Raw genomic sequence first — 19,430 nt, 5'->3', positions numbered from 1 at the left:
CTCCTTGATTCAGTAGCTTGTGGTCAGTAGTTAGGAAAACAACTGATAGTCATAGAATTTTGAATTGCTTACAGTGTGAGGTTTGGTTTACACAATCCAAAATCAAAGTTGCGCTAAAAGCGCACCAAAGGTGCGACGCAAAATTGTATTAAGTCCTACGTTGACGGTAGTTATTCCAGAACAACACGGGGATACCTGCTGCGACAACTAAAACACCAGCAATTGCTCCCACACCTGTATAGGCCAAGCTGGAGTAGAGCAAGTAACCACAGACGGCGCAAAAGAGTAATGGTGTGAAAGGATAAAATGGCACACGAAATGGGCGCACTATGTGGGGTTCGCGGATTCGCAGTACCATCAGTGATATGCCGGAAAGCAAGAAGAAGAACCAAAATATTGGGGCGGTGTAATCCACCATTGTTTCAAAGCCTTTGCGGGTAAGCGTGCCTAAAAAAACCAGTGCTAAGGCGATCGCTGCTTGCAAAAATAAGGCATAGGTAGGACTGCTAGGACGTTGTTGCCAGCGTCCCATAAAACCAAATAGGGCAAAATCCTGTCCTAGTGCGTAGTTAGTACGCGCTCCAGTAAATATTGTAGCGTTGGTTGCTCCCAAAGTAGCGATCGCAATCAATACACTAATGAACAAGGCTCCCGGTGCGCCCCAAATAGAGCGCATTAAATCTGCGGCTACTGCTTCTGACTGTGACATGTTTGCTAATCCCAGTCCTCGCAGGTAAGCCAGATTGATTAGCAAGTAAATGGCGGTGATAATGCCAATACTCCACATTAGCGATCGCAGAATATTACGTCGTCCATTTTGAATTTCTGCGGAGATGTAAGCCGCTTCATTCCAGCCGCCGTAAGATAGCAACACAAACACCATCGCCAGTCCCCAGGTTCCTGATGATGCAGGTTCCACAGGGGGGGCAGAATTAGGAATGGCCGTAAGCCCAAGAATTACTACCAGCAACAAACCTAAAACTTTGGCAGCACTTAGTAAGTTTTGCGTCCACTTACCCTGCTGTAAACCGACAATGTTCAAAGCAGTTAAAAGTGCGATCGCTATAGCTGCATAAATAGAAGATGAAAACGTTCCTAACCGCCATATCTGAGAAACATAATCACCAAAAACAAATGCCAAAAGAGCAATAGAACCAGTTTGAATCACTGTCATCCGCGCCCAGGCAAATAAAAAGGCGACTCCCCGCCCGAATGCACGTTTCAAATAGTAGTAGACACCGCCGACATCGGGATAAACAGTCGCCAACTCTGCGTAGCACAAGGCTCCTACCAGAGACACGACACCACCCATTAGCCAAAGAAACATTACAGCAAGATCACTGCCTGCTTGACTTGCCACTAGAGCCGGAGTTTGGAAAATCCCTGCCCCGATAACAATACCCACAATCAGAGCTACTGCGTCTGATAATGTTAGGGATGGCTTAGGTACTCCTACTTCAGTTGATGTTGTCTGCTCAAGCAAACTGTAGTCTTTAGGTCTACTCACATTACTCCGTTATTTAGTGTTGAGTTGGGACTCTTGGCTTGGTTTCATAGTCTTTATTCAACAGAGGAATTATCTTATGTACTCCAAATCTGGGAACTCACGATTCACCAAGACCTTTGAGGTAGTGAACTACTAGCCCAAAAGCTAGTCCATCGGGTAGGTCAAATTTTAATCACTGTTTTACTCATACCAACTATGGTAAAAAACAAATGTGACGGGAAAGTGACAGTCACCAATGAGATATCCTCAAATTATTTGGTAACATTCAGATTAATTTCCCTGCGTAGCTTGCCGCCGTAGGCATCGCTCCCAATTCTTTTAATAGACAACATCGTGATGACAATAACATAGAAAATCTGACTCGGTAACACTTCTTCCACGAGTGAGATTTTTAGTAATCTAAAGAATGATTGACTAATAATGGGTAATCGTGCATTCTTTGGTCATAAAGCTCGTAATTCCCGTACCACAAACGTTTCCTTGATTGAGAATGGGTGGTTTATCAAACAGAATTCAGGAGTCAGAATGGGCTAAACCTTAGCTATCCGCTAACAGCAATGTTTTCTATGCGACTGGCGGATAGTGTCGGCGGCAAGTGAGTATTTTCGAGTCGCGTCTGAATAAATGGGTTTAAAATGAGTGGCGAGTCTGAATTTAGGCTGTTGACTTTGATGAGATTTACCCATTTTTTATTCATACAGTTTTGGTATCATTATCGGTGAACCAAATTAAATGAGTAATGAGTAATGGCTTCTGAATTCTGACTTCTGAATTCTTCTTCAACCCTAATTTTTTAGTATCGGCTACTGGGAAAAAGTAAAATATCTATTAATTCACCTACTACCAAACCCAAGACAGCTAGGACTGTTATAACCCAAAATGAATCTAGTTTATTTAAGCCAGAAAAACGCATTTCCAAATCGGCTAAAAGCGTAGTGGCTAAGGGAATGATAAAGAGCCTTAATAATATCGACCAAGTTGCGACTAAAGCAATTGATATACTTAAAAATAAAATGACAACTAAAATTTTAGAGCCAAATTCAATTAAACGTTCTAACCAATAAATACTTTTTCGCACTACAGCTATAACCATAGCAGCGACAAAAGCCCCTACCAACCAAATAATATGATGAGCAGCAAGATACCATCCCAAGAGAGTATAAGCCAATAAGAGTAATACTAAAGGCATCAAAGGAATCCTGTTAAAAAATTCCACATTCATACTGCCAAGGCTTGTAAAAATACCAAGTTATTCTCTTAATTTTAGTCAAAACTTGTTACTAATCAAACTTGTCAATATACCAGTTTTTCTCAGGATACTTCTCTATCTACAGAGCAAATTTAAAGACGTATTTTTTCATCGTGACAATATATAGCTCTACTTAATCATTTGTACACAACAATAGAAATCGGGAATCTGAGCTTAGACGCTTATCAGGTCTGTAGCAACAACAGCATATTAGATCACAAATTTTAGATTTGTAATCTAATTTAACTTTGTTAGATACGATTGCTTTGCAGCATAACCAGGAACTTGGGTTAGCGATCGCAGTAGATTGCTTATACGTATTGAAATTATAAGTAAGTTATATTTAAGACGTAAATTTATTAGTTGAAGAACAATAGTATTGGAGAATCTAAGACTAGTGAGGTCTAAATAGATTGCTTTGGCTCTCACCTATTTGCCATGAAATTTAATCAAGAGGTGGTTCCAATTCACTGTGTACAACTTTGACAACTGTCCACAATACTGTTGCATGTCTCAAGCTCATGGTAATATTATTTTACTGTCAGGAGATATTATTTTATACATCAAATTGCAACCATGCGGAAACAGTTATTTAGGTGTGCTACCTCTAAAAAACAAAAAACTATTCGATCCACCCAGGAAATCAACAAAAGCCCCAATGTGCAAAGCACAGAGCTTTTGAAATTCTGCTTATATAAGGTACTAAAGAGCTAAAAAAGCCTTTTTTTAGTAATCATAACAGCTAGTTAGGAAGGCATAAAACCCTCTTCTAATGGCAAAAAATTAGACAACAGTAAATAGAAAAGTTTTGACATAGAGTCAATTGTTTTTTGTATATGTAAAAATATCAAAAAGCCCGATTTGTCTTGCGACTAAGACATTAATATTCTGTGTTTATTTAGATTTAGTTACCTATATATAAAAGTCCTATTTTATTGGTGAAAACTTCAGCTATCCTCAACCAAATGAGGCAAGCTCTTAAATTTAGCAAATGATTTAGGGCTGCTAGATCAATCTTGATTTAGTAAAAACTCGATTATTGACAACGCAAATAAGAGTAACAGGAAAAACATGAATATCATTGTTCGTTTGTTTGGAGCGATCGCTCTCCAAATATCTGTGTTGGCTGCGATGTCTAGCATGGCAATGTCTGATGACAAGCCCTTCCGCGTCAACACCCAGCAAACTCCTGCTGTTTCTCAACGGAAAACAACACAGAGGATTTGCTCTTTAGATCCCATTGAGGATTTATTACCTCCACCACAAACTAAGGCAAGTAATTCTTTGCTTTCTTATCTTGCTGAACAGGGTTTTACACAGAATCAAGAGGGTTCCTGGGTTTGTTATGCGAATGATCCTAAAAAAGAAGGGCGTTACTTTACTCTGTTTAAGGTCAAACAAGTTAATGGCAGGCTTATAGCCAGTTCTTTCCTAGATGAGGGCAGCCTGATTCAGGGGCAGGAAAATCGTAGTTTGGACTTCTTTATGATGCTGGTTGAGCGTCATATAAATCCTAATCAAGGAAACCGTCAAGGTATACGTAGATATTTAGAAACCTTTGTTTCCTTAGTCAAGCAAGGGAAAATCAAACCCACGCGTCGTGGCTTTCTTTTTGACCAACCAAACCGAGCATTGGTCTTATATCACCCACTCTCATCAGGAAGCCTCAAAGGTACAGGAATCACAATCAACATTCATTTACCTAAAAGTTGAATTGGGGAGTGGGGAGTGCTGAGTCATGAGTGCTGAATGCTGAGGAACTGTTTTGCCCATGCCCGAATGGCACTAAGAAAAGCTGAAACCTCGTCAGGGTGTGGGAGATGTGGGAGGTGTGGGAGGACGGGGAAGAAGTCTTACCCCTCACACTCCCCACACTCAAAAAGCAAGTTATATCAGGGCTTTGCGATTAACTTAGTGCCATTCCCCCATGTCCCATGCCCAATTAAATTGCTGTCGTTTAGTGGAGGTGCATCTTGCCTAAATCAATTGTTCAAAGAATTGCGATATCGAAGGGGGTTCGCTTTGCAGCGATCGCATTTTCATCTGTTGCAGTAGTACTCACTACGTGTCAATCTGCTTTTGCACAGTTAAATGTTGGACGCTATGGCATCCAACAAGGACTGGAGTCTGAGTATCTCCAGTACCAAATTAATAACCAAAATTTGAGCCGGATGCGAGTCATTCCTGCATGTGATGTGGGATTTGGTCTGACCTGCAATAAGACTGGATCGGTAATCCAACAATTAGTGGAGTTAAACAATGGGACTAGTTATCAAAACCTTCTGATCCGAGCAGCCGGTGGGGAGAAAAACTTCCAGAATTTCGCTAGCTTCTACGGCAATAATCCCAATCTCTCTGCCGTGCCTTACGCCTCATTTTGGAGAAATGCATCCCCCACAATCATGGATGGATCTCAATACCTTCTAGGACAACCTTTTGGTCGCAATCCAGTAGAAGGACTCGGACTTGTAACCAAGCAGTTCTACTGGGCACCATACTCAGGAGTCAATGACTCTGTTAGTCCCCGTAATGGATTACTAGACCTGAAATTGTCATACGGACGACTGCTGTTTGAAGAGGCCTCAAAAATTTCTAACATTCAAGAGCAGATTCAGTCTCTAGGTCTGTCGCCAGAGATGACAAATTTCTATTTAAATAAAATCTCTACAGGCTTGGATGCATTGAATTCTGGAGATCAGAACCAACTCCAACAGAAGATTTTTGAAGTACTATCCTTTCCATACTCCGAAGATGGTGGGGAATACGGACGGCCCAATAATGCGATTCCACAGGAATTGAATCAGCTCTTGGGAGAAGATATCGCAGGAGATATTTTGCTAAGTGACAATCCACTAGCCTTGGATGGAGAAACAATAGCTTTTGATGCTTTTCCTGGCTCTGCGGGAGATGTCTTGATACCAGACAGTTCTGATTCCTTTCCACTCTGGCCAATAATCGGAGGTGGGGGTCTTGCTTTACTTCTGCTTCTAGTACTGGGTGGTGATAGTTCTTCAGCTCAACCATCTGTTTCTTCATCTCAACCACCTGCACCTGTTTCTCCAGAAAATCCACCTTTGTCTCTCACCAACAAAGGCGAATGCGATCTGACTCCCAGTGGTAATGGTTCTGATCACACACAGATCATTGAAATTCCGTGTAATGTGACTCCTAAAACTCCTACGGAAGTGAAGAGGGTAGTGGAGCCATCAATGATCAAAGCGCTTGTGTTGCTAATTGTTCTACTATGTATAGTCCGTCACAAACAGAGGGCTTTGAAACTTCGTAATTATGTTACATAACGGGATTTAGCCAAAAGTCAGAGTGCTGGTTTCCAGCGATGTCTAAGACGGGCTACGCCTAAGCAAGTCTGCGAACATCAGGCTCAGAATTGAAGAAGAATTCAGAATTCAGGAGTCAGAATAAAGACGCGACGCTCGCAGACTCGCTACCGCTCCGCTATCGTTCGCGTAGCGTGTCGTAGACAAGACTCGCTAACGCTTCTCTACGAGACGCTAAAAGCGAACGCTATTAAAGTAATGAGTAAGGAGTAATGAGTGGATGAAAAATGGGTATTTACTCATTACTCATTACTTATTACTCATTACTCCTTCTTAAGAGCGCCTTTAGGTCGGTGAAGATGTCAAAGAGCGTTCCGTAGAGAAGGAAAGGTATCGCCTGTTAATCTGCGGCCAATTCACTACATTCCACCAATTATTCAAATACTCAGCCCGACGGTTGCGATATTTTAGGTAATAAGCATGTTCCCACAGATCATTACCCATAATCGGATATGAACCCTCCATAATTGGGTTATCCTGATTTGCGGTGGTGACAATCTGGAGTTGCTTTTGAGGATTGCGTACTAACCAAACCCAACCACTACCGAAGCGAGCTGCACCCGCTGCATTAAACTGTTTTTTAAAGGCATCAAAACTGCCAAAAGTTTTGTTAATTTCTTGAGCGATCGCTCCCGATGGTTGTCCACCACCTTCAGGACTCATCAGTTGCCAAAAAATTGTGTGGTTGAGATGCCCACCACCGTTATTGCGTACCTTTGTCCGAATATCTTCAGGTACGCTGTTCAAATCCACCAGTAAAGCTTCAACACTTCTTTTTTGCAAATCTGGATACTGCTTCAATGCATCATTTAAGTTCTTGACGTAGCTAGCATGGTGTGCATTATGATGCAATTTCATTGTCTCAGCATCAATAGCTTTTCCTAATGCCCCATAAGCATAAGGCAATGGTGGTAGCTGTGCAGGAGAAGCACTTAGTGCCCTATTAGGATAGGCTACAGGGGGAAATGATCTAGCAGGCGTTGGTATTGGTGTAGAAGATTGTGCCTCAGCTATTGGTACTGGTTCATGAGAAATCAGCAGAATTGCCAGCAAAATTGTTGTGAAGAAAAAAACTATTGTTTTTCGCCAAAACTTTATCATAAATTGTAGCCTCAAAATCAATATTATTGGCTTGTAATCAGATCATGGAATGTTGTTTTGCAGCCAAATCAAGCCAAATATTATATATATTACCTTAGTTATCAGGTAATTCGAGGCAAAATACTCAAGAGAATAGAATTAATCACGGTCAACCCAGTGGAGGCATTTAAAGCACTCCAAAAGCACCATCTTAAGCGAAAATGCTCTACTACATAAGCTGTCAATGCAAAAATAATTGTATTTAAAATAAACAATATTAAGCCCAGATTCAGGATAATCAAGCGAAATATAAAAAACTGAGTATTGAGAGCAGAATTGCATTTGAAATCCCGTAAACAACACCATATATCGCTTTAATAAAAGTATCAATTTTAATAAAGAAAGGTAGCTTAAAAATAATTAAAAAACTGATAGTGATAACTAATCAAGTGAATATAATACCAAACATTATAATTCCTTATTTTATTCATCTGAGTCGATAAGTTTAACTATGGATTCAGTTGTAGTGATAAAGATGACATAGCTTTAATGTCTATAAAAGTTTGATAAATTATTTCTACATATTATAACATATAAATAAACATCTATGTCTCTCTTACTTAATTTATTCCCTTGGATATATAAGGACAAATAACAAGCAAAACTCTTGACAGATATAGCTAAAAATTTATTTTGCTAAACCTATAATTAAGAACTTGTAAGCATTAGAATCTGACCTACTGACAACTTGACAACTGTGTAGTGATTTTTAGTTAATTAAAATACACATGAATAAACCAAATCCATAAATACCCTTATTTCCTGGTCGGCTTTGAGCGCTACACCTCTAATATGGACGTTTTTCAACTTTTTTACGATTAACCTAAGATTCAGTACTTGTTTATAAGCATTTTCTGAATTTATTTGCTTACTAAACGTCTATATATTTCAAATTCAAGAGTGTTATCAACCTACTAACTACGATAAAACAGGAATAGATCATGTCTTTTCACAAATTATTAGTTAATTACCCGGCGAGCAAAAATCAAGGCAATAAAGACATATAACAAAAGGTAAATAATATGCATCCTAATCAAATCAGGCAAAAAACTGTAGTAGTCAATAGTAATTTAGAGCAAGGAATCCGGAGTGAAGTCAAAATTGATCAAGCACAAATGCATGAAATAACTATCCGTGATCTAGCGATATCTTTATCTCCTGTTGGCTTTATAATTGGTTGGATAGGTTTTTTTCTAATATTGCAAAAAATCCGAGCATTTTTAGATGAAAAGATGGTTTTATCCATCAACAGTGCACACAGACTTCCCTGTAAAAACTGCCGCTTTTATTCCAATAATCATTATCTAAAATGTGCAGTAAACCCTTCTATTGTTCTCACTGAAGAAGCGATGAATTGTTCTGAGTACTCATCCAGTAAGAAAAATTTTTCTTCTAAAAAGCCCTTTAGCTAAGAATAATAATTATCAATCTTAGGGCATAAGATTTTCACATTTTGATTTGCGGCTAAATATCAAAGCTGGTGCTAATTTTTTCCATTTATTTATCCCATCTGGTTGCCTAAGTCTCGCTGTCGCCGTAACCAATGTGCGACATCGTTAGCGGTAATAATGCCTTTGAGTGAACCATTCTGAGTCACCAGTACCCGACGAACTCCCGATTCTTGCATTTTTTCCAATACCTGCGACATCTGCTCTTCTGGACGAGCAGTAACTCTTGTGTCTGTGGAAATCATGGCATCTCTAACAGTACGATAAATCCATTCTTCGCGCGGGATATCCTTGACCTGATTTAAGGTAATAATCCCTATAGGATGACTATCTTCCGTTACTGGGAAAGACTGGTAGCGACGACTGAGGAAATATTTATCCACTAAATCTTGCAGCGTCAGGTCGGCATTTACCGTTTCTGGATGGGGAGTCATGATTTCCTGTGCCTTTACTCCTTCCAGGCTTGTGCGGATCAAAAGCTCTTCGTAACCGGCTTCTGCGGCATTATATAAGAACCAACCAATCAGGATCAACCAGAGTCCACTCAACAAGGCTGAACCGAACAACTCCCAGAAACCAAGGGCAATAAGCAAATAAGCTAACCATTTACCGCTCGTCGAGGCGATTTTGGTAGCCTTTTTCTGATTGCCAGTATACTTCCAAATTAGCGATCGAAAAACACGACCGCCATCTAGAGGAAACCCAGGCAGCATATTGAATATGGCTAAGATGAGGTTAATTGTTCCGAGGTAAGATGCGACACCCGTAACTACAACACTCCATCCAGCATTTGTGCCGATATACGCAACTAAACCGAAGAAAGCAGCCAGCACTAAACTGGTCAAGGGCCCAATGATCGCAATCTGAAACTCATCATCAGGACGTTCGGCATCCATACGAGTGCGTGACACCCCACCAAAGATAAACAGAGTGATGCCTTCGACGGGAATTCCTTTTGTCCTAGCCACCAAGGAATGAGAAAGCTCATGAGCCAGTAGCGAGGCAAAGAAGAAAAACGTTGCTACTAGGCCCATACCGAAATAAGTTGCATTGGAAAGTCCCGGATAGTTGGCTGGAAATAGACCTGCACTTAATGTCCACAGGATGAGGAAGACAATTAATAGCCAGGACAAGTCTATTCGGATTTCAAACCCGAAAATGGAACCTAAGCGAAAACCCTGCATATATTCCTCTTTTTCTAAAGCAGTTTTTGTCTAGAAATGCTGTTGCTGAAAAAAACTAGAGTGAAAATATAGGACTAGTATTTGATTTTTGAAATTACTTGTAGAGATCAAGAACTCTTGACAAGAAAGAAGGAAATTAGAGGTATACAGATTTTTTTTCAGAAATCAAACCGGATTCCTATATGTGAGTGATACTAAATCACCAAAAGCATAGAAAATCACAATCATTGCTTCCTCTGGCAAACGATAGATATTGCCAAATCTCAATAGTGGTCTGTTACATTAATTTTGTGAGGTTTGTAGTTAGCGATCAATCGCTTAATTTTCAGTGTCGAAGTCTTTTATCTGCCTGTGCCCTGATTAAGTTGGATTAATAGCCAAGTGAGATAAGTACCGAAAGGGCCCCAGAGAGCATAAGGTAAGAATAGCCAGGAGGCTTTTTGGGAAATTGGCTTAACCAAAAATGCCAAAATATAGACGAGAAGTGTTGCCAAGCCACCGACAATCATTCCACCTGTTAGGCTGCGAAGTTCTACCACAATGGGACTGTAAACGGAGGTCAAAAGAGCGATCGCTGCGTACAAACCCATCAACAGCCAGGGACGAGACTGTTTTGAGCTTCTTTCCCAGACGATAATTGCTGAAATTGTCAGACAGATCCAAATGAATGTCCAGATAAATGGGATGAGGAATTCAAAGGTTAACCAGTCGGGACGCTGCAAGTTCTGAAACCAAGGGTCACGCAATGATGTGAGCAGGCTACCGCCGAAAAATAGTGCTGCCGAAACTGCTGTGATAATCCATCTAGCTTTCACAAAGGTTTCCTGCCATAGTTAGGATTACACTTATAGTCTAGTAGTTCGCCAAGTGAACTTGGCGGGGTAAAGGGTAAGGGGGAAGGTGGGGTCCCCTCTGGGGATAAGGGGCGGGGGGAAAGGGTTTAAATCTCTTACCCTTTTCCCTTTCCCCTTTCCCCAGTCCTCACTTAGCATTTTTGGGTTGGCAGACTACTAGTTCAGGGCTGCATTAGCGTTTGCAAAGCGTCTTGATTGCTGAATTCTGCATTCTTCTTAAATCAGCTTAATTTTTTAGTTTTAATCTGTCTGTAGATAGATGCAATGTTATGAGCATCATCAATTCCACGATGATGTTTGCCTTTCAATTCTATTCCTAGCTTATTGAGAGCCTCTGCCATACCAAATTTTTTAGATACGCCAAGATATTCTGAAAATTCCTCTTTGATATTTATGTGCTCTGAAGTAAAAGGGTAAGAGAAATTATGAAACGCGCAATCTTGAATAAATTGCTTTTTGTCGTAACCGCCCCAAGAACAAAAAATATAATTGGGAAATAAATCAATCCATTCTTTGAAGCGAGAAATTGCCTCTAAAAATTTGGGTGCTTCGTCAACATCTTGCTGCCGAATGCTAGTCAATTCGGTGCAAAAACCTGTCAGTTGTGGATGTCTCACAGGTTGGATGAATTGCTGAAACTCTGAATCAATTTCCCAGGTTGTTCGATTGAGCATCACTGCACCGATTTCGATGATTTCCATTTCGTGACGAGGAATAGTCTTACTGTTACAGCAAGTAGCCTCCAAATCGACTATTAGATAGTAGTGGGATATTTGAGATTTCATATTAGGTAATAAATAATCTTATTTAATAAGAGTAGTTGTTTATACGTATTTTTTAAGGCTTACAAAATAGCCATGTAATTTATTGTAGTCAATATACTACAATAATGCGGTATTTACAACCTTTTTCATGTATTTGAACTACAAACTGCCTGTTTAGATTGATGAAAAAGGTCTAACCCAACGCAGTTGAATAGCGATATCAAGAACGATCGCAGCTATTGCAAACCACAATACACTTTCAAAGGCCAAGACCACAAAAGGCCAAATTGTGCTATGAGAATTCCACCCAAGTTCTATCTGAGTTAATCCCCGCACCAAGCCAAAGGCTAGCACACCACCAGCTTTGAGTTGAGGGTTTTTATCTGAGCGGATGATGTAGCGGTAGGTGACACCAAATAGCAAACCAGTAAAAGTTGCGATCGCACCACTCACCCACCAATGCCAGTTAAGATCATTTTGCAGACTTGCGAGTGTTGAAAAATACTTTGCCAGAACTAAAGTATTCAACAGACTGGTAATTCCAAAAGCGCAACACACAGATAAACCCCCAATTATTCCAGCTTTCAGGGATTCTAGGCGTTCTGCCATCAGTTGAACATCTGAAGTTTCGTTCACTTTGCGTCCTTGAGTAAAATTTAAGAGTGCAGCGATCGCACCAACACTGCTGAAGGATCAACCGCCCAATCCCTGTATGATAAATATTAGAAACCTTTTGTAATTATTTGAAAAGTGGGACTATGGAGATTTTGACACTAGGTTGGGTATCACTGTTAGTTGTGTTTACTTGGTCAATTGCAATGGTAGTGTGGGGACGTAACGGACTGTAGAGGCATTGTGGAAAGTCCATTTTTGAGTATTTTGGCTTTATTTGCTGTAGTGCTGCTCGTAGTAGTCACTGGTGGTATTGGTTATTTGACCCTGGCAGACTGGCGCGATCGCCGTCGTCGAGATGAAGAGAAACGCACCACCCGCAGCGCCACTCCTAAGCGGCGATAATTTTCTCGTGGTTGAAAAATCTTTGTGTAGGGACGCGATATTATTCATTGGTGTCAACTTCAGCTANNCGTTAAGTTGACACCAATGGATATTATTGTGTCCCTACATTGTTTTTTCTAGCATTTAAAGGAAATGACTGTTACCTTTGCGATCGCAACGGGAATCATGAGATAGAAGACTTTCAATATTTCAAGTCCCACTGGGAATGGAAAACTCCTCTACCACTCAACCCATAGAACCAAATTCAGAACAGCAAGAGTCTCATTCAGATGTGACAACAGCCTCTCTGTGTCAAAATGAGCAACAAAAAGCCTTGTCTGGAGTTATTGCCCACATTCGTGAGTCTCTAGACATAGAAACTATCTTCAAAATTACGGTCACTGAAGTCCGCCAACTTTTAAAAAGCGATCGGGTTGGCGTGTTTCGTTTTGATCCTGAATTGGCATGGGAAGGGGAATTTATCTATGAAGATGTGGGAACCGAATGGGATTCGGCACTAGCAGCCAAACTGCGCGACCACTGCTTTAGTGAGAAATTTGCAGAACTATATCAGCAAGGTCGGATTAGAGCAATAGCTGATATTTATCAAGTTAATGCTAGTGATTGCTATATCCAGATTCTAGAAAGATTTCAGGTACGTGCCAATATAACAGCCCCTTTGATGAAAGGTAAAGATTTATGGGGATTGCTGTGTATTCATCAGTGTAGTAGTCCTCGGCAATGGGAAGCATCAGAAATTGAGTTTGTGCAACTCATTGCTGAACATCTAGGAGTTGCTTTGCAGCAAGCAGATTACTTAGAACAAGTAAAACTGCAATCAGCACAACTAGCACAAGCAAAAGCCAGAGAAAAAGCAGCCCAATGGCAAAAAACCATAGCCATAACCATTGAGAAAATTCGTCAATTCCTAGACTTGGAAAGCATTTTCCACACAAGCACCGCAGAACTTCGGCAACTGCTAAATGCTGACCGCGTGGCTATTTATCGCTTCAATCCCGATTGGAGTGGTGAATTCGTGTTTGAATCAGTGGCAGAGGGTTGGATCTCCTTGATCCATGAACAATTGCAGCGACCGGAATTGAGTGAAAATGTTAGTGAATGCAGCGCCAAAGATTTAGCTAACCCCCCAATTCCTGATACCTACTTACAAGATACAGAGGGTGGTAGCTTTAGTCGATGTGAAGTGTATCGTGTTTGTAATGATATTTACAATTCCGGCTTTAGTGACTGCTACATTAAAATCTTAGAAATTTATCAAGCAAGAGCTTATGTGATCATTGCCATTTACCACGGTCAGAAGCTCTGGGGCTTGCTAGCAGTATACCAGAACGCCAGAACCCGTGATTGGCAAAAAGATGAGGTTTATTTGCTCACTCAAGTGGGCACTCAATTAGGTGTGGCTTTGCAACAAGCGGAATTTATCCAACAAATGCAAATCCAAGCAGCAGAGATCAGTAAAGCTGCTGAAAGGCAAAGGGCATTGGCGAACACCGTAGAAAAAATTCGTCAGTCCTTGGAAATTGAAGCCATCTTTAAAACCACAACTCAAGAAGTCCGTCGGTTATTAGAAGTGGAACGAGTCGCAATTTACCGCTTCTATCCTGATTGGAGTGGCGAATTTGTCGCTGATTCCATTGTTGATGGTTGGACACCAATAGTTAAACCGCAACCTGTAACAGAAGGCGTTCTTGTGCAAGGAAAGCAAGCGGGTAAGTATGCACGGAATGAAGTTTTTGTACCAATTTCTCAGGGCGAGAAATTGTGGGGGTTGCTAGTAGCTTATCAAAACTCCCAACCTCGTTATTGGCAAGATGAAGAAATCAACTTACTAGCACAAGTTGGCGTCCAATTGGGGGTAGCATTACAGCAAGCTGAGTCATTGAAACAGGTGCAGGTGCAAGCTCAAAAACTGGCTAAAGCCGCCGAACGAGAACGCAAAGCAGCCGAAAGGGAGAAGGCCTTAGCCGCAACTGTGGAGAAAATTCGCCAGTCTCTTGATATTGACACCATTTTTGCTACCAGTACAGAAGAGGTGCGGCGGCTATTAGAAGTTGATCGAGTGACAATCTATCGATTTCGGGCTGATTGGAGTGGCGAATTTGTTGCTGAGTCTTTAGCTCAAGGTTGGACACCAGTAAAAAAAATTGTACCTGCGATGGTAGATGATTACTTGCAAAAAAACCAAGTAGGAGATTTTGCTAATGGTAAAACTCTGGTTATTAAGGATATTTACAGCACTGATGATTCTATTCCTTATATTGCCCTGATTGAACTAATGGAGGCTAGGGCATATATGATTGTGCCGATTTTTCAGGGTGAGAAACTTTGGGGATTACTAGCAGCTTATCAAAATATCCAACCCCGTGATTGGCAAGAAGATGAGATAGATTTGCTGATGCAGATTGGTACTCAGTTAGGGGTAGGACTTCAACAAGCGGAATTATTTGAACAAACTCAACGTCAAAAAGAAGAAATCACCCAGACTCTTAAAGAATTACAGCACACTCAGAGTCAGTTAATTCAAAGTGAGAAAATGGCAGGCTTAGGACAGTTAGTTGCTGGTGTAGCCCATGAAATTAACAACCCGATTAGTTTCATTTATGGCAACATAACTTACGTTACTGAACATGCCGAAAATTTATTGAAATTACTGCGCCTCTATCAGAAACAGTATCCTAAGACAACAGGAGAAGTTCAAAAGCAAGTAGCAACACTTGATTTAGATTTCATTAGTGATGACTTGCCCAAAATTCTCACTTCAATGAAAATAGGAGCAGATCGCATCTCTCAATTAGTCTTGTCGTTGCGAAGTTTTTCTCGACTTGACGAAACAGGCATGAAGCCTGTAGACATTCATGAAGGCATCGACAGTACTTTGCTAATTTTACAACATCGACTGCAACCAGAGACTAATTCTTTTGCTATTGAGGTAATTAAAGAATATGGGGAATTGCCTTCAGTAGTCTGCTATGCAGCCCAGATGAATCAGGTATTTATGAATATTCTCAACAATGCGATCGATGCACTGGAAAACTTAGCAACTAGTGGAAAAATAATTGACAATCCTAAAATTTGGATTCGGACAAGAGTCATAGAAGGGAATATGATTCTGATTTGGATTGCCGATAATGGTTGTGGGATTCCAGAGATGGTGCGATCGCGCATTTTTGAACCTTTCTTTACCACCAAACAACCTGGACAAGGTACTGGTTTGGGTTTATCTATTAGCTACCAAATTATTGTCGAAAAACACGGTGGTAATATCAAGTGTACTTCTGAACCTGGTAACGGCTGTGAGTTCTGGATCGAAATTCCGATGAAACGGACAGTTAGTTAAAAAGATCGTAGGTATAGTCAGCCGCAAGCATCGCTTGGTGTAATACATATCTATTGCTGCTGTTGCAACCAAGCACAGAAAACAGTAGAAGAATCATTTGAGTACGGAGAGATAGACAGAGACCGTTTTGTAATAATAGCCAGAGGGTACATAAACACAGGATGCGGAAAATTAAATTTTATAAACGAAAATTTAATTTTATTTATTTTTTAGGTAACTTTCACTATCTCAAATGTATAATCTGTTATTTATTTATATTTATTAAATGTATAATCTATCATTGATTTTTATTTATATTCACCTCCATTACTTGTTTGTCGGTTGGGATTGTGGAACTAACAGTATCGTCTTTGAAAACATAAGACAGTATCACCTAGTAGTCATTTTTTGACAGAGGTAGAAAAATTGTAATTACCTAAACTTGTGCTTCAAAAATCATGAGCCATTATATGGATAGTTAGCACGTTTACGGCACTATCCAATGTCTCAAGACTTATTAAACTCCTTTCAAGAAGCATACAGCAATCTCGAACTGTTTCCGTTGATGGAACGGAACGAAATGGAAAGATTTCGAGTCGAATATGGTGATGATTTAATTGCAGACCTTAACCAATTAGTAGAAGATAGTCCTAATGGAGATGGCAAAATTGTCTTTACAGGACATCGAGGATGTGGTAAGTCTACTTTGTTAGCTGAATTTAGCCGACAAATTCAAGATAAATATTTTGTAGTTCTCTTTTCTATTGCTGACAAAATTGAAATGTCGGCGGTTAATCATATTAATATACTGTTTGCGATCGCAGTTAATTTAATGACAGAGGCCGAAGCCCGCAAGGTTGATATTCCACAATCTACTAAAGAAGCTCTTTATAAGTGGTTTGCTACCCGCACTCGCACTGAAGAAACAAATTTGCAAGCAGAAGCTAGTATAGGTTTTGACCTTTTAAAATTGATTAGTTCTAAATTAAAAGCTGATGCTAGCGTTCGGGATGAAATTAAGCAAGAGTTTGAACGCAAGTTATCAGATTTAGTTGCCAGAATTAACGAAATCGCTGCTCTTATTCAAGCTGCAACTAAACAAAACGTTTTAGTAATTATTGATGATTTAGATAAACTTGACTTAGGCAGAGTTAACGAAATTTATCGAGATAACATTAAGGCTCTTTGTCAACCTAACTTTCAAATTATTTACACTATCCCGATCGCAGTCCTTCGAGAAACATTTATTAGTACAATAATTGCCACTGAAACTAACGATCAAGTTGTGGCAATGCCTGTCTTAAAAATATTTGATAAAGGTAAAAATCGCTTCCCTAATGCTCAACCTCGCCCGGAAGCAACAAAGATTCTAGGTGAAGTTTTACAAAAACGGATTCCCAGTGAATTAATTGCGGCTGAAACGGCTGAAAAAATTGTAATTTACAGTGGTGGCGTATTGCGAGAGCTAATTCGCATTTCTAAGGAATGTTGCCGTATATGTTTGCGGACTATCCGGCGTAATCCTTCAGCCGAAGTTATTATTGATGATAAAATTCTTCTGCAAGCAATAAATAAAATTCGCAATGATTTTTCCATCCGCTTAGGAAAAACTGATATCGATATTTTGCAGAGCGTTTATGAACAATTTATGCCCAATGATCCCAAACAAGCAGAGTTTTTAGATTTGCTACATGGGCTGTATGTTCTAGAATATCGCACCGATGAAACTTGGTATGATGTTCATCCAATTATTATCGAAAGCTTGAGAAGACAGGGAGCGATTAATGTTAAATGAAGAATTATTAGATGATGAGGGAGAAAATCAAGATGCGTATGATGATTTAATTGTTTCTATTGAAGCTCAAAAACGCGGCTTAAATTTACTGATTGCGGTTTGCGATGATGGTAGTTTTCGTGATGAAATTATTGCCCAGTATGAAGCTGAATTACAACCCGCCTTCCGTGCATATCGAGTAACTTTAGCACGTCAAGAACCAAGCCTAAAAGCTGCTCTTAACCAACTGGTTCAACAAGAAGAATATCTCCGTCAGCAGAAGCCGGCGGTGATTACTGTTACGGGTGCTGAACAACTTTATTTTCTCAGGTTGGGAAATGAGCAATCGGAACAGGAGAAATTTTTTGGCTACTTACAGTGGACAAGGGAAGGATTGCGCGAATTTCCTTTTGCGATCGTGCTTTGGGTAACTAATCAAATTTTAGTCAGCCTGATTAAGAAAGCCCCTGATTTTTGGAGTTGGCGCAATGGTGTATTCCGGTTTGAATCTAAAAAGACAAATGCTATTCCTGGTAAAGAATTAGAACACATTCGCTTTGTTTTTAGAGACACAGAATTAGCCAGCACAGATACGAATGAAAATAACCCCTTTTTCTTACCCATTCAAGATTTACAAAGGCTAATCGAGAAAGTAGAACAGGAACAGGGAACTAAAGATCCTACCTTGGCTACCTTATATTCAAGGTTAGGTGATATTTATCGCAGCAGATTAGAGCGGGGTGAATCTCAAAATTATCAAGAAGAACAGGAATTAGCAATTAAATATTGGCGTCAGGCGAGTGAGTTACAAAATGAATTAGGTTTGCAGGTAGACTTAGCTAATAGCCTCAATAATTTAGCAGGAATATATCGTGCAACGGGACACTATAGCGAAGCCGAACCACTATATAAACAAGCTTTAGAACTGAGGAAACGTCTATTAGGAGATAACCATCCTTCTTTTGCTACTAGCCTGAATAATTTGGCAGGACTATACAAATCTACTGGACAATATAATAAAGCGGAACTCTTATATCAAGAAGCTTTAGAGCTGAGGAAGCGTCTGTGGGGAGAAAACCATGCCGATGTTGTGGCCAGTCTGAACAATTTGGCACTACTATATGATGAACAAGGACGTTATGACGAAGCAGAACCTTTGTATCTGCAATCATTAGAACTCGAAAAACGTCTGCTTGGTGAAAATCATCCTTCTTTCGCTCTCATACTGAATAATTTAGCACTACTTTATTATCATCAAGGACGTTTCAGTGAAGCTGAACCGTTGTCGCAACAAGCAATAGAACTAGATAAGCGATTTTTGGGAGAAGAGAATCCTGATGTTGCAACAGATTTGCATAATTTAGGTTTAATATACCGCGCTCAAGGACGCTACAGTGAAGCGGAATCCTTGTTTTTGCAATCATTAGAACTCAAGCAGCGTGTATTACAAAAAGCGCATCCGCTTTTAGCAGATACTATTTACGCTTTGGGTTATATGTATAGAGAACAGGGACGTTACAATGAGGCGGAATCTTTATGTATAAAAGCATTAGAACTTGATAAGCTTTTGTTGGGAGAAAATCATCCTAATGTTGCGGAAAGTCTCAACAATTTGGCAGAAATTTATCGTGCAACAGGGCGTTATGGTGAAGCAGAGCCGCTTTATTTGCAAGCTTTAGATATTTGTGAACGAATTTGGGGTGTAAATCATCTCCGTAGCGTCACTGTTCGTCAAAATCTAGATAAACTTGCCGCAGCAATGCAGAATAATGGAGAGTGCGATCGCATGACATAGAGCTAAAATATCATTTTGGGTTAAGCTGACTCTAATCTAGAGAT

17 protein-coding genes are annotated in these 19,430 nt (G+C 40.0%); 8 read left to right on the top strand and 9 right to left on the bottom strand.

Annotated elements, in window-relative coordinates; genetic code table 11:
• Positions 1-148 precede the first annotated feature (148 nt).
• The 3 genes from A4S05_RS21525 to A4S05_RS21520 all read right to left on the bottom strand — a co-directional run bounded on the left by A4S05_RS21525 (position 149) and on the right by A4S05_RS21520 (position 2,729).
• Positions 149-1,507: an APC family permease gene (locus A4S05_RS21525; protein ID WP_069071837.1), complete on the bottom strand. Its 1,359-nt coding sequence runs from the start codon at positions 1,505-1,507 to the stop codon at positions 149-151.
• Positions 1,508-2,048: 541 nt separating this feature from the next.
• Positions 2,049-2,204 (bottom strand): hypothetical protein, encoded by a 156-nt coding sequence (locus tag A4S05_RS41830; RefSeq protein ID WP_176727062.1) that lies wholly within the window; start codon positions 2,202-2,204, stop codon positions 2,049-2,051.
• A 96-nt stretch (positions 2,205-2,300) separates the two neighbouring features.
• Positions 2,301-2,729, bottom strand: coding sequence for a hypothetical protein (locus tag A4S05_RS21520; protein ID WP_069071836.1), 429 nt, complete (start codon positions 2,727-2,729; stop codon positions 2,301-2,303).
• A 1,098-nt stretch (positions 2,730-3,827) separates the two neighbouring features.
• Here A4S05_RS21520 and A4S05_RS21515 point away from each other — a divergent pair.
• Positions 3,828-4,469 carry a type 1 periplasmic-binding domain-containing protein gene (locus tag A4S05_RS21515; RefSeq protein WP_069071835.1) on the top strand — a complete coding sequence of 214 codons (642 nt, stop codon included), beginning with the start codon at positions 3,828-3,830 and terminating at the stop codon, positions 4,467-4,469.
• Positions 4,470-4,729: 260 nt separating this feature from the next.
• The gene (locus A4S05_RS21510) at positions 4,730-6,055 is read left to right on the top strand and encodes a hypothetical protein (RefSeq protein WP_069071834.1); all 1,326 of its coding nucleotides are present in this window, start codon (positions 4,730-4,732) and stop codon (positions 6,053-6,055) included.
• 324 nt (positions 6,056-6,379) lie between these two features.
• Here A4S05_RS21510 and A4S05_RS21505 read toward each other — a convergent pair whose 3' ends face one another.
• Complete coding sequence (locus tag A4S05_RS21505) at positions 6,380-7,195, bottom strand: superoxide dismutase (protein WP_069071833.1); 816 nt, start codon at positions 7,193-7,195, stop codon at positions 6,380-6,382.
• A gap of 101 nt (positions 7,196-7,296) precedes the next feature.
• Positions 7,297-7,449, bottom strand: coding sequence for a hypothetical protein (locus tag A4S05_RS44260; RefSeq protein WP_370684474.1), 153 nt, complete (start codon positions 7,447-7,449; stop codon positions 7,297-7,299).
• Between the two features lie 807 nt (positions 7,450-8,256).
• Between A4S05_RS44260 and A4S05_RS21500 the strand changes: the two genes are divergently transcribed.
• Entirely contained in the window at positions 8,257-8,646 is a 390-nt protein-coding gene (locus A4S05_RS21500) for a hypothetical protein (protein WP_069071832.1), read from the top strand.
• Positions 8,647-8,735: 89 nt separating this feature from the next.
• On the opposite strand, the gene A4S05_RS21495 is transcribed toward A4S05_RS21500, so the two are convergent.
• The 4 genes from A4S05_RS21495 to A4S05_RS21480 form a co-directional block, all read right to left on the bottom strand.
• Entirely contained in the window at positions 8,736-9,866 is a 1,131-nt protein-coding gene (locus tag A4S05_RS21495) for a site-2 protease family protein (protein WP_069071831.1), read from the bottom strand.
• Positions 9,867-10,207: 341 nt separating this feature from the next.
• Entirely contained in the window at positions 10,208-10,681 is a 474-nt protein-coding gene (locus A4S05_RS21490) for a TspO/MBR family protein (protein ID WP_069071830.1), read from the bottom strand.
• Positions 10,682-10,941: 260 nt separating this feature from the next.
• The gene (locus A4S05_RS21485) at positions 10,942-11,505 is read right to left on the bottom strand and encodes a 3'-5' exonuclease (protein ID WP_069071829.1); all 564 of its coding nucleotides are present in this window, start codon (positions 11,503-11,505) and stop codon (positions 10,942-10,944) included.
• Between the two features lie 153 nt (positions 11,506-11,658).
• Positions 11,659-12,093, bottom strand: a complete 435-nt coding sequence (locus A4S05_RS21480; protein ID WP_069071859.1) for a hypothetical protein — start codon at positions 12,091-12,093, stop codon at positions 11,659-11,661.
• Between the two features lie 149 nt (positions 12,094-12,242).
• On the opposite strand from A4S05_RS21480, the gene petN reads away from it, so the two are divergent.
• The 5 genes from petN (at position 12,243) to A4S05_RS21465 (ending at position 19,386) form a co-directional block, all read left to right on the top strand.
• Positions 12,243-12,332 (top strand): cytochrome b6-f complex subunit PetN, encoded by a 90-nt coding sequence (petN, locus tag A4S05_RS39170; RefSeq protein ID WP_012408302.1) that lies wholly within the window; start codon positions 12,243-12,245, stop codon positions 12,330-12,332.
• 7 nt (positions 12,333-12,339) lie between these two features.
• Positions 12,340-12,501, top strand: coding sequence for a hypothetical protein (locus A4S05_RS41825; protein WP_094350864.1), 162 nt, complete (start codon positions 12,340-12,342; stop codon positions 12,499-12,501).
• A 205-nt stretch (positions 12,502-12,706) separates the two neighbouring features.
• Positions 12,707-15,838: a GAF domain-containing protein gene (locus A4S05_RS21475; RefSeq protein WP_069071828.1), complete on the top strand. Its 3,132-nt coding sequence runs from the start codon at positions 12,707-12,709 to the stop codon at positions 15,836-15,838.
• A gap of 481 nt (positions 15,839-16,319) precedes the next feature.
• Entirely contained in the window at positions 16,320-17,612 is a 1,293-nt protein-coding gene (locus A4S05_RS21470) for an ATP-binding protein (protein ID WP_069071827.1), read from the top strand.
• The gene (locus tag A4S05_RS21465; protein WP_069071826.1) at positions 17,602-19,386 is read left to right on the top strand and encodes a tetratricopeptide repeat protein; all 1,785 of its coding nucleotides are present in this window, start codon (positions 17,602-17,604) and stop codon (positions 19,384-19,386) included. Before A4S05_RS21470 ends, A4S05_RS21465 begins: the two co-directional genes overlap by 11 nt.
• The last annotated feature ends 44 nt before the right edge of the window (positions 19,387-19,430 follow it).

The sequence above is a fragment of the Nostoc sp. KVJ20 genome (assembly GCF_001712795.1).
Taxonomy (GTDB): domain Bacteria; phylum Cyanobacteriota; class Cyanobacteriia; order Cyanobacteriales; family Nostocaceae; genus Nostoc.
This window is presented reverse-complemented; position numbering and strand designations above follow the sequence as displayed.

Bases quoted from the DNA above. Each gene is read 5' to 3' on its own strand.
- A4S05_RS41830 (WP_176727062.1), bottom strand. From the start codon at position 2,204: ATGAATAAAAAATGGGTAAATCTCATCAAAGTCAACAGCCTAAATTCA.
- A4S05_RS21520 (WP_069071836.1), bottom strand. From the start codon at position 2,729: ATGAATGTGGAATTTTTTAACAGGATTCCTTTGATGCCTTTAGTATTA.
- A4S05_RS21515 (WP_069071835.1), top strand. From the start codon at position 3,828: ATGAATATCATTGTTCGTTTGTTTGGAGCGATCGCTCTCCAAATATCT.
- A4S05_RS21505 (WP_069071833.1), bottom strand. From the start codon at position 7,195: ATGATAAAGTTTTGGCGAAAAACAATAGTTTTTTTCTTCACAACAATT.
- A4S05_RS21500 (WP_069071832.1), top strand. From the start codon at position 8,257: ATGCATCCTAATCAAATCAGGCAAAAAACTGTAGTAGTCAATAGTAAT.
- A4S05_RS21495 (WP_069071831.1), bottom strand. From the start codon at position 9,866: ATGCAGGGTTTTCGCTTAGGTTCCATTTTCGGGTTTGAAATCCGAATA.
- A4S05_RS21485 (WP_069071829.1), bottom strand. From the start codon at position 11,505: ATGAAATCTCAAATATCCCACTACTATCTAATAGTCGATTTGGAGGCT.
- A4S05_RS21480 (WP_069071859.1), bottom strand. From the start codon at position 12,093: ATGGCAGAACGCCTAGAATCCCTGAAAGCTGGAATAATTGGGGGTTTA.
- petN (WP_012408302.1), top strand. From the start codon at position 12,243: ATGGAGATTTTGACACTAGGTTGGGTATCACTGTTAGTTGTGTTTACT.
- A4S05_RS21475 (WP_069071828.1), top strand. From the start codon at position 12,707: ATGGAAAACTCCTCTACCACTCAACCCATAGAACCAAATTCAGAACAG.
- A4S05_RS21470 (WP_069071827.1), top strand. From the start codon at position 16,320: ATGTCTCAAGACTTATTAAACTCCTTTCAAGAAGCATACAGCAATCTC.
- A4S05_RS21465 (WP_069071826.1), top strand. From the start codon at position 17,602: ATGTTAAATGAAGAATTATTAGATGATGAGGGAGAAAATCAAGATGCG.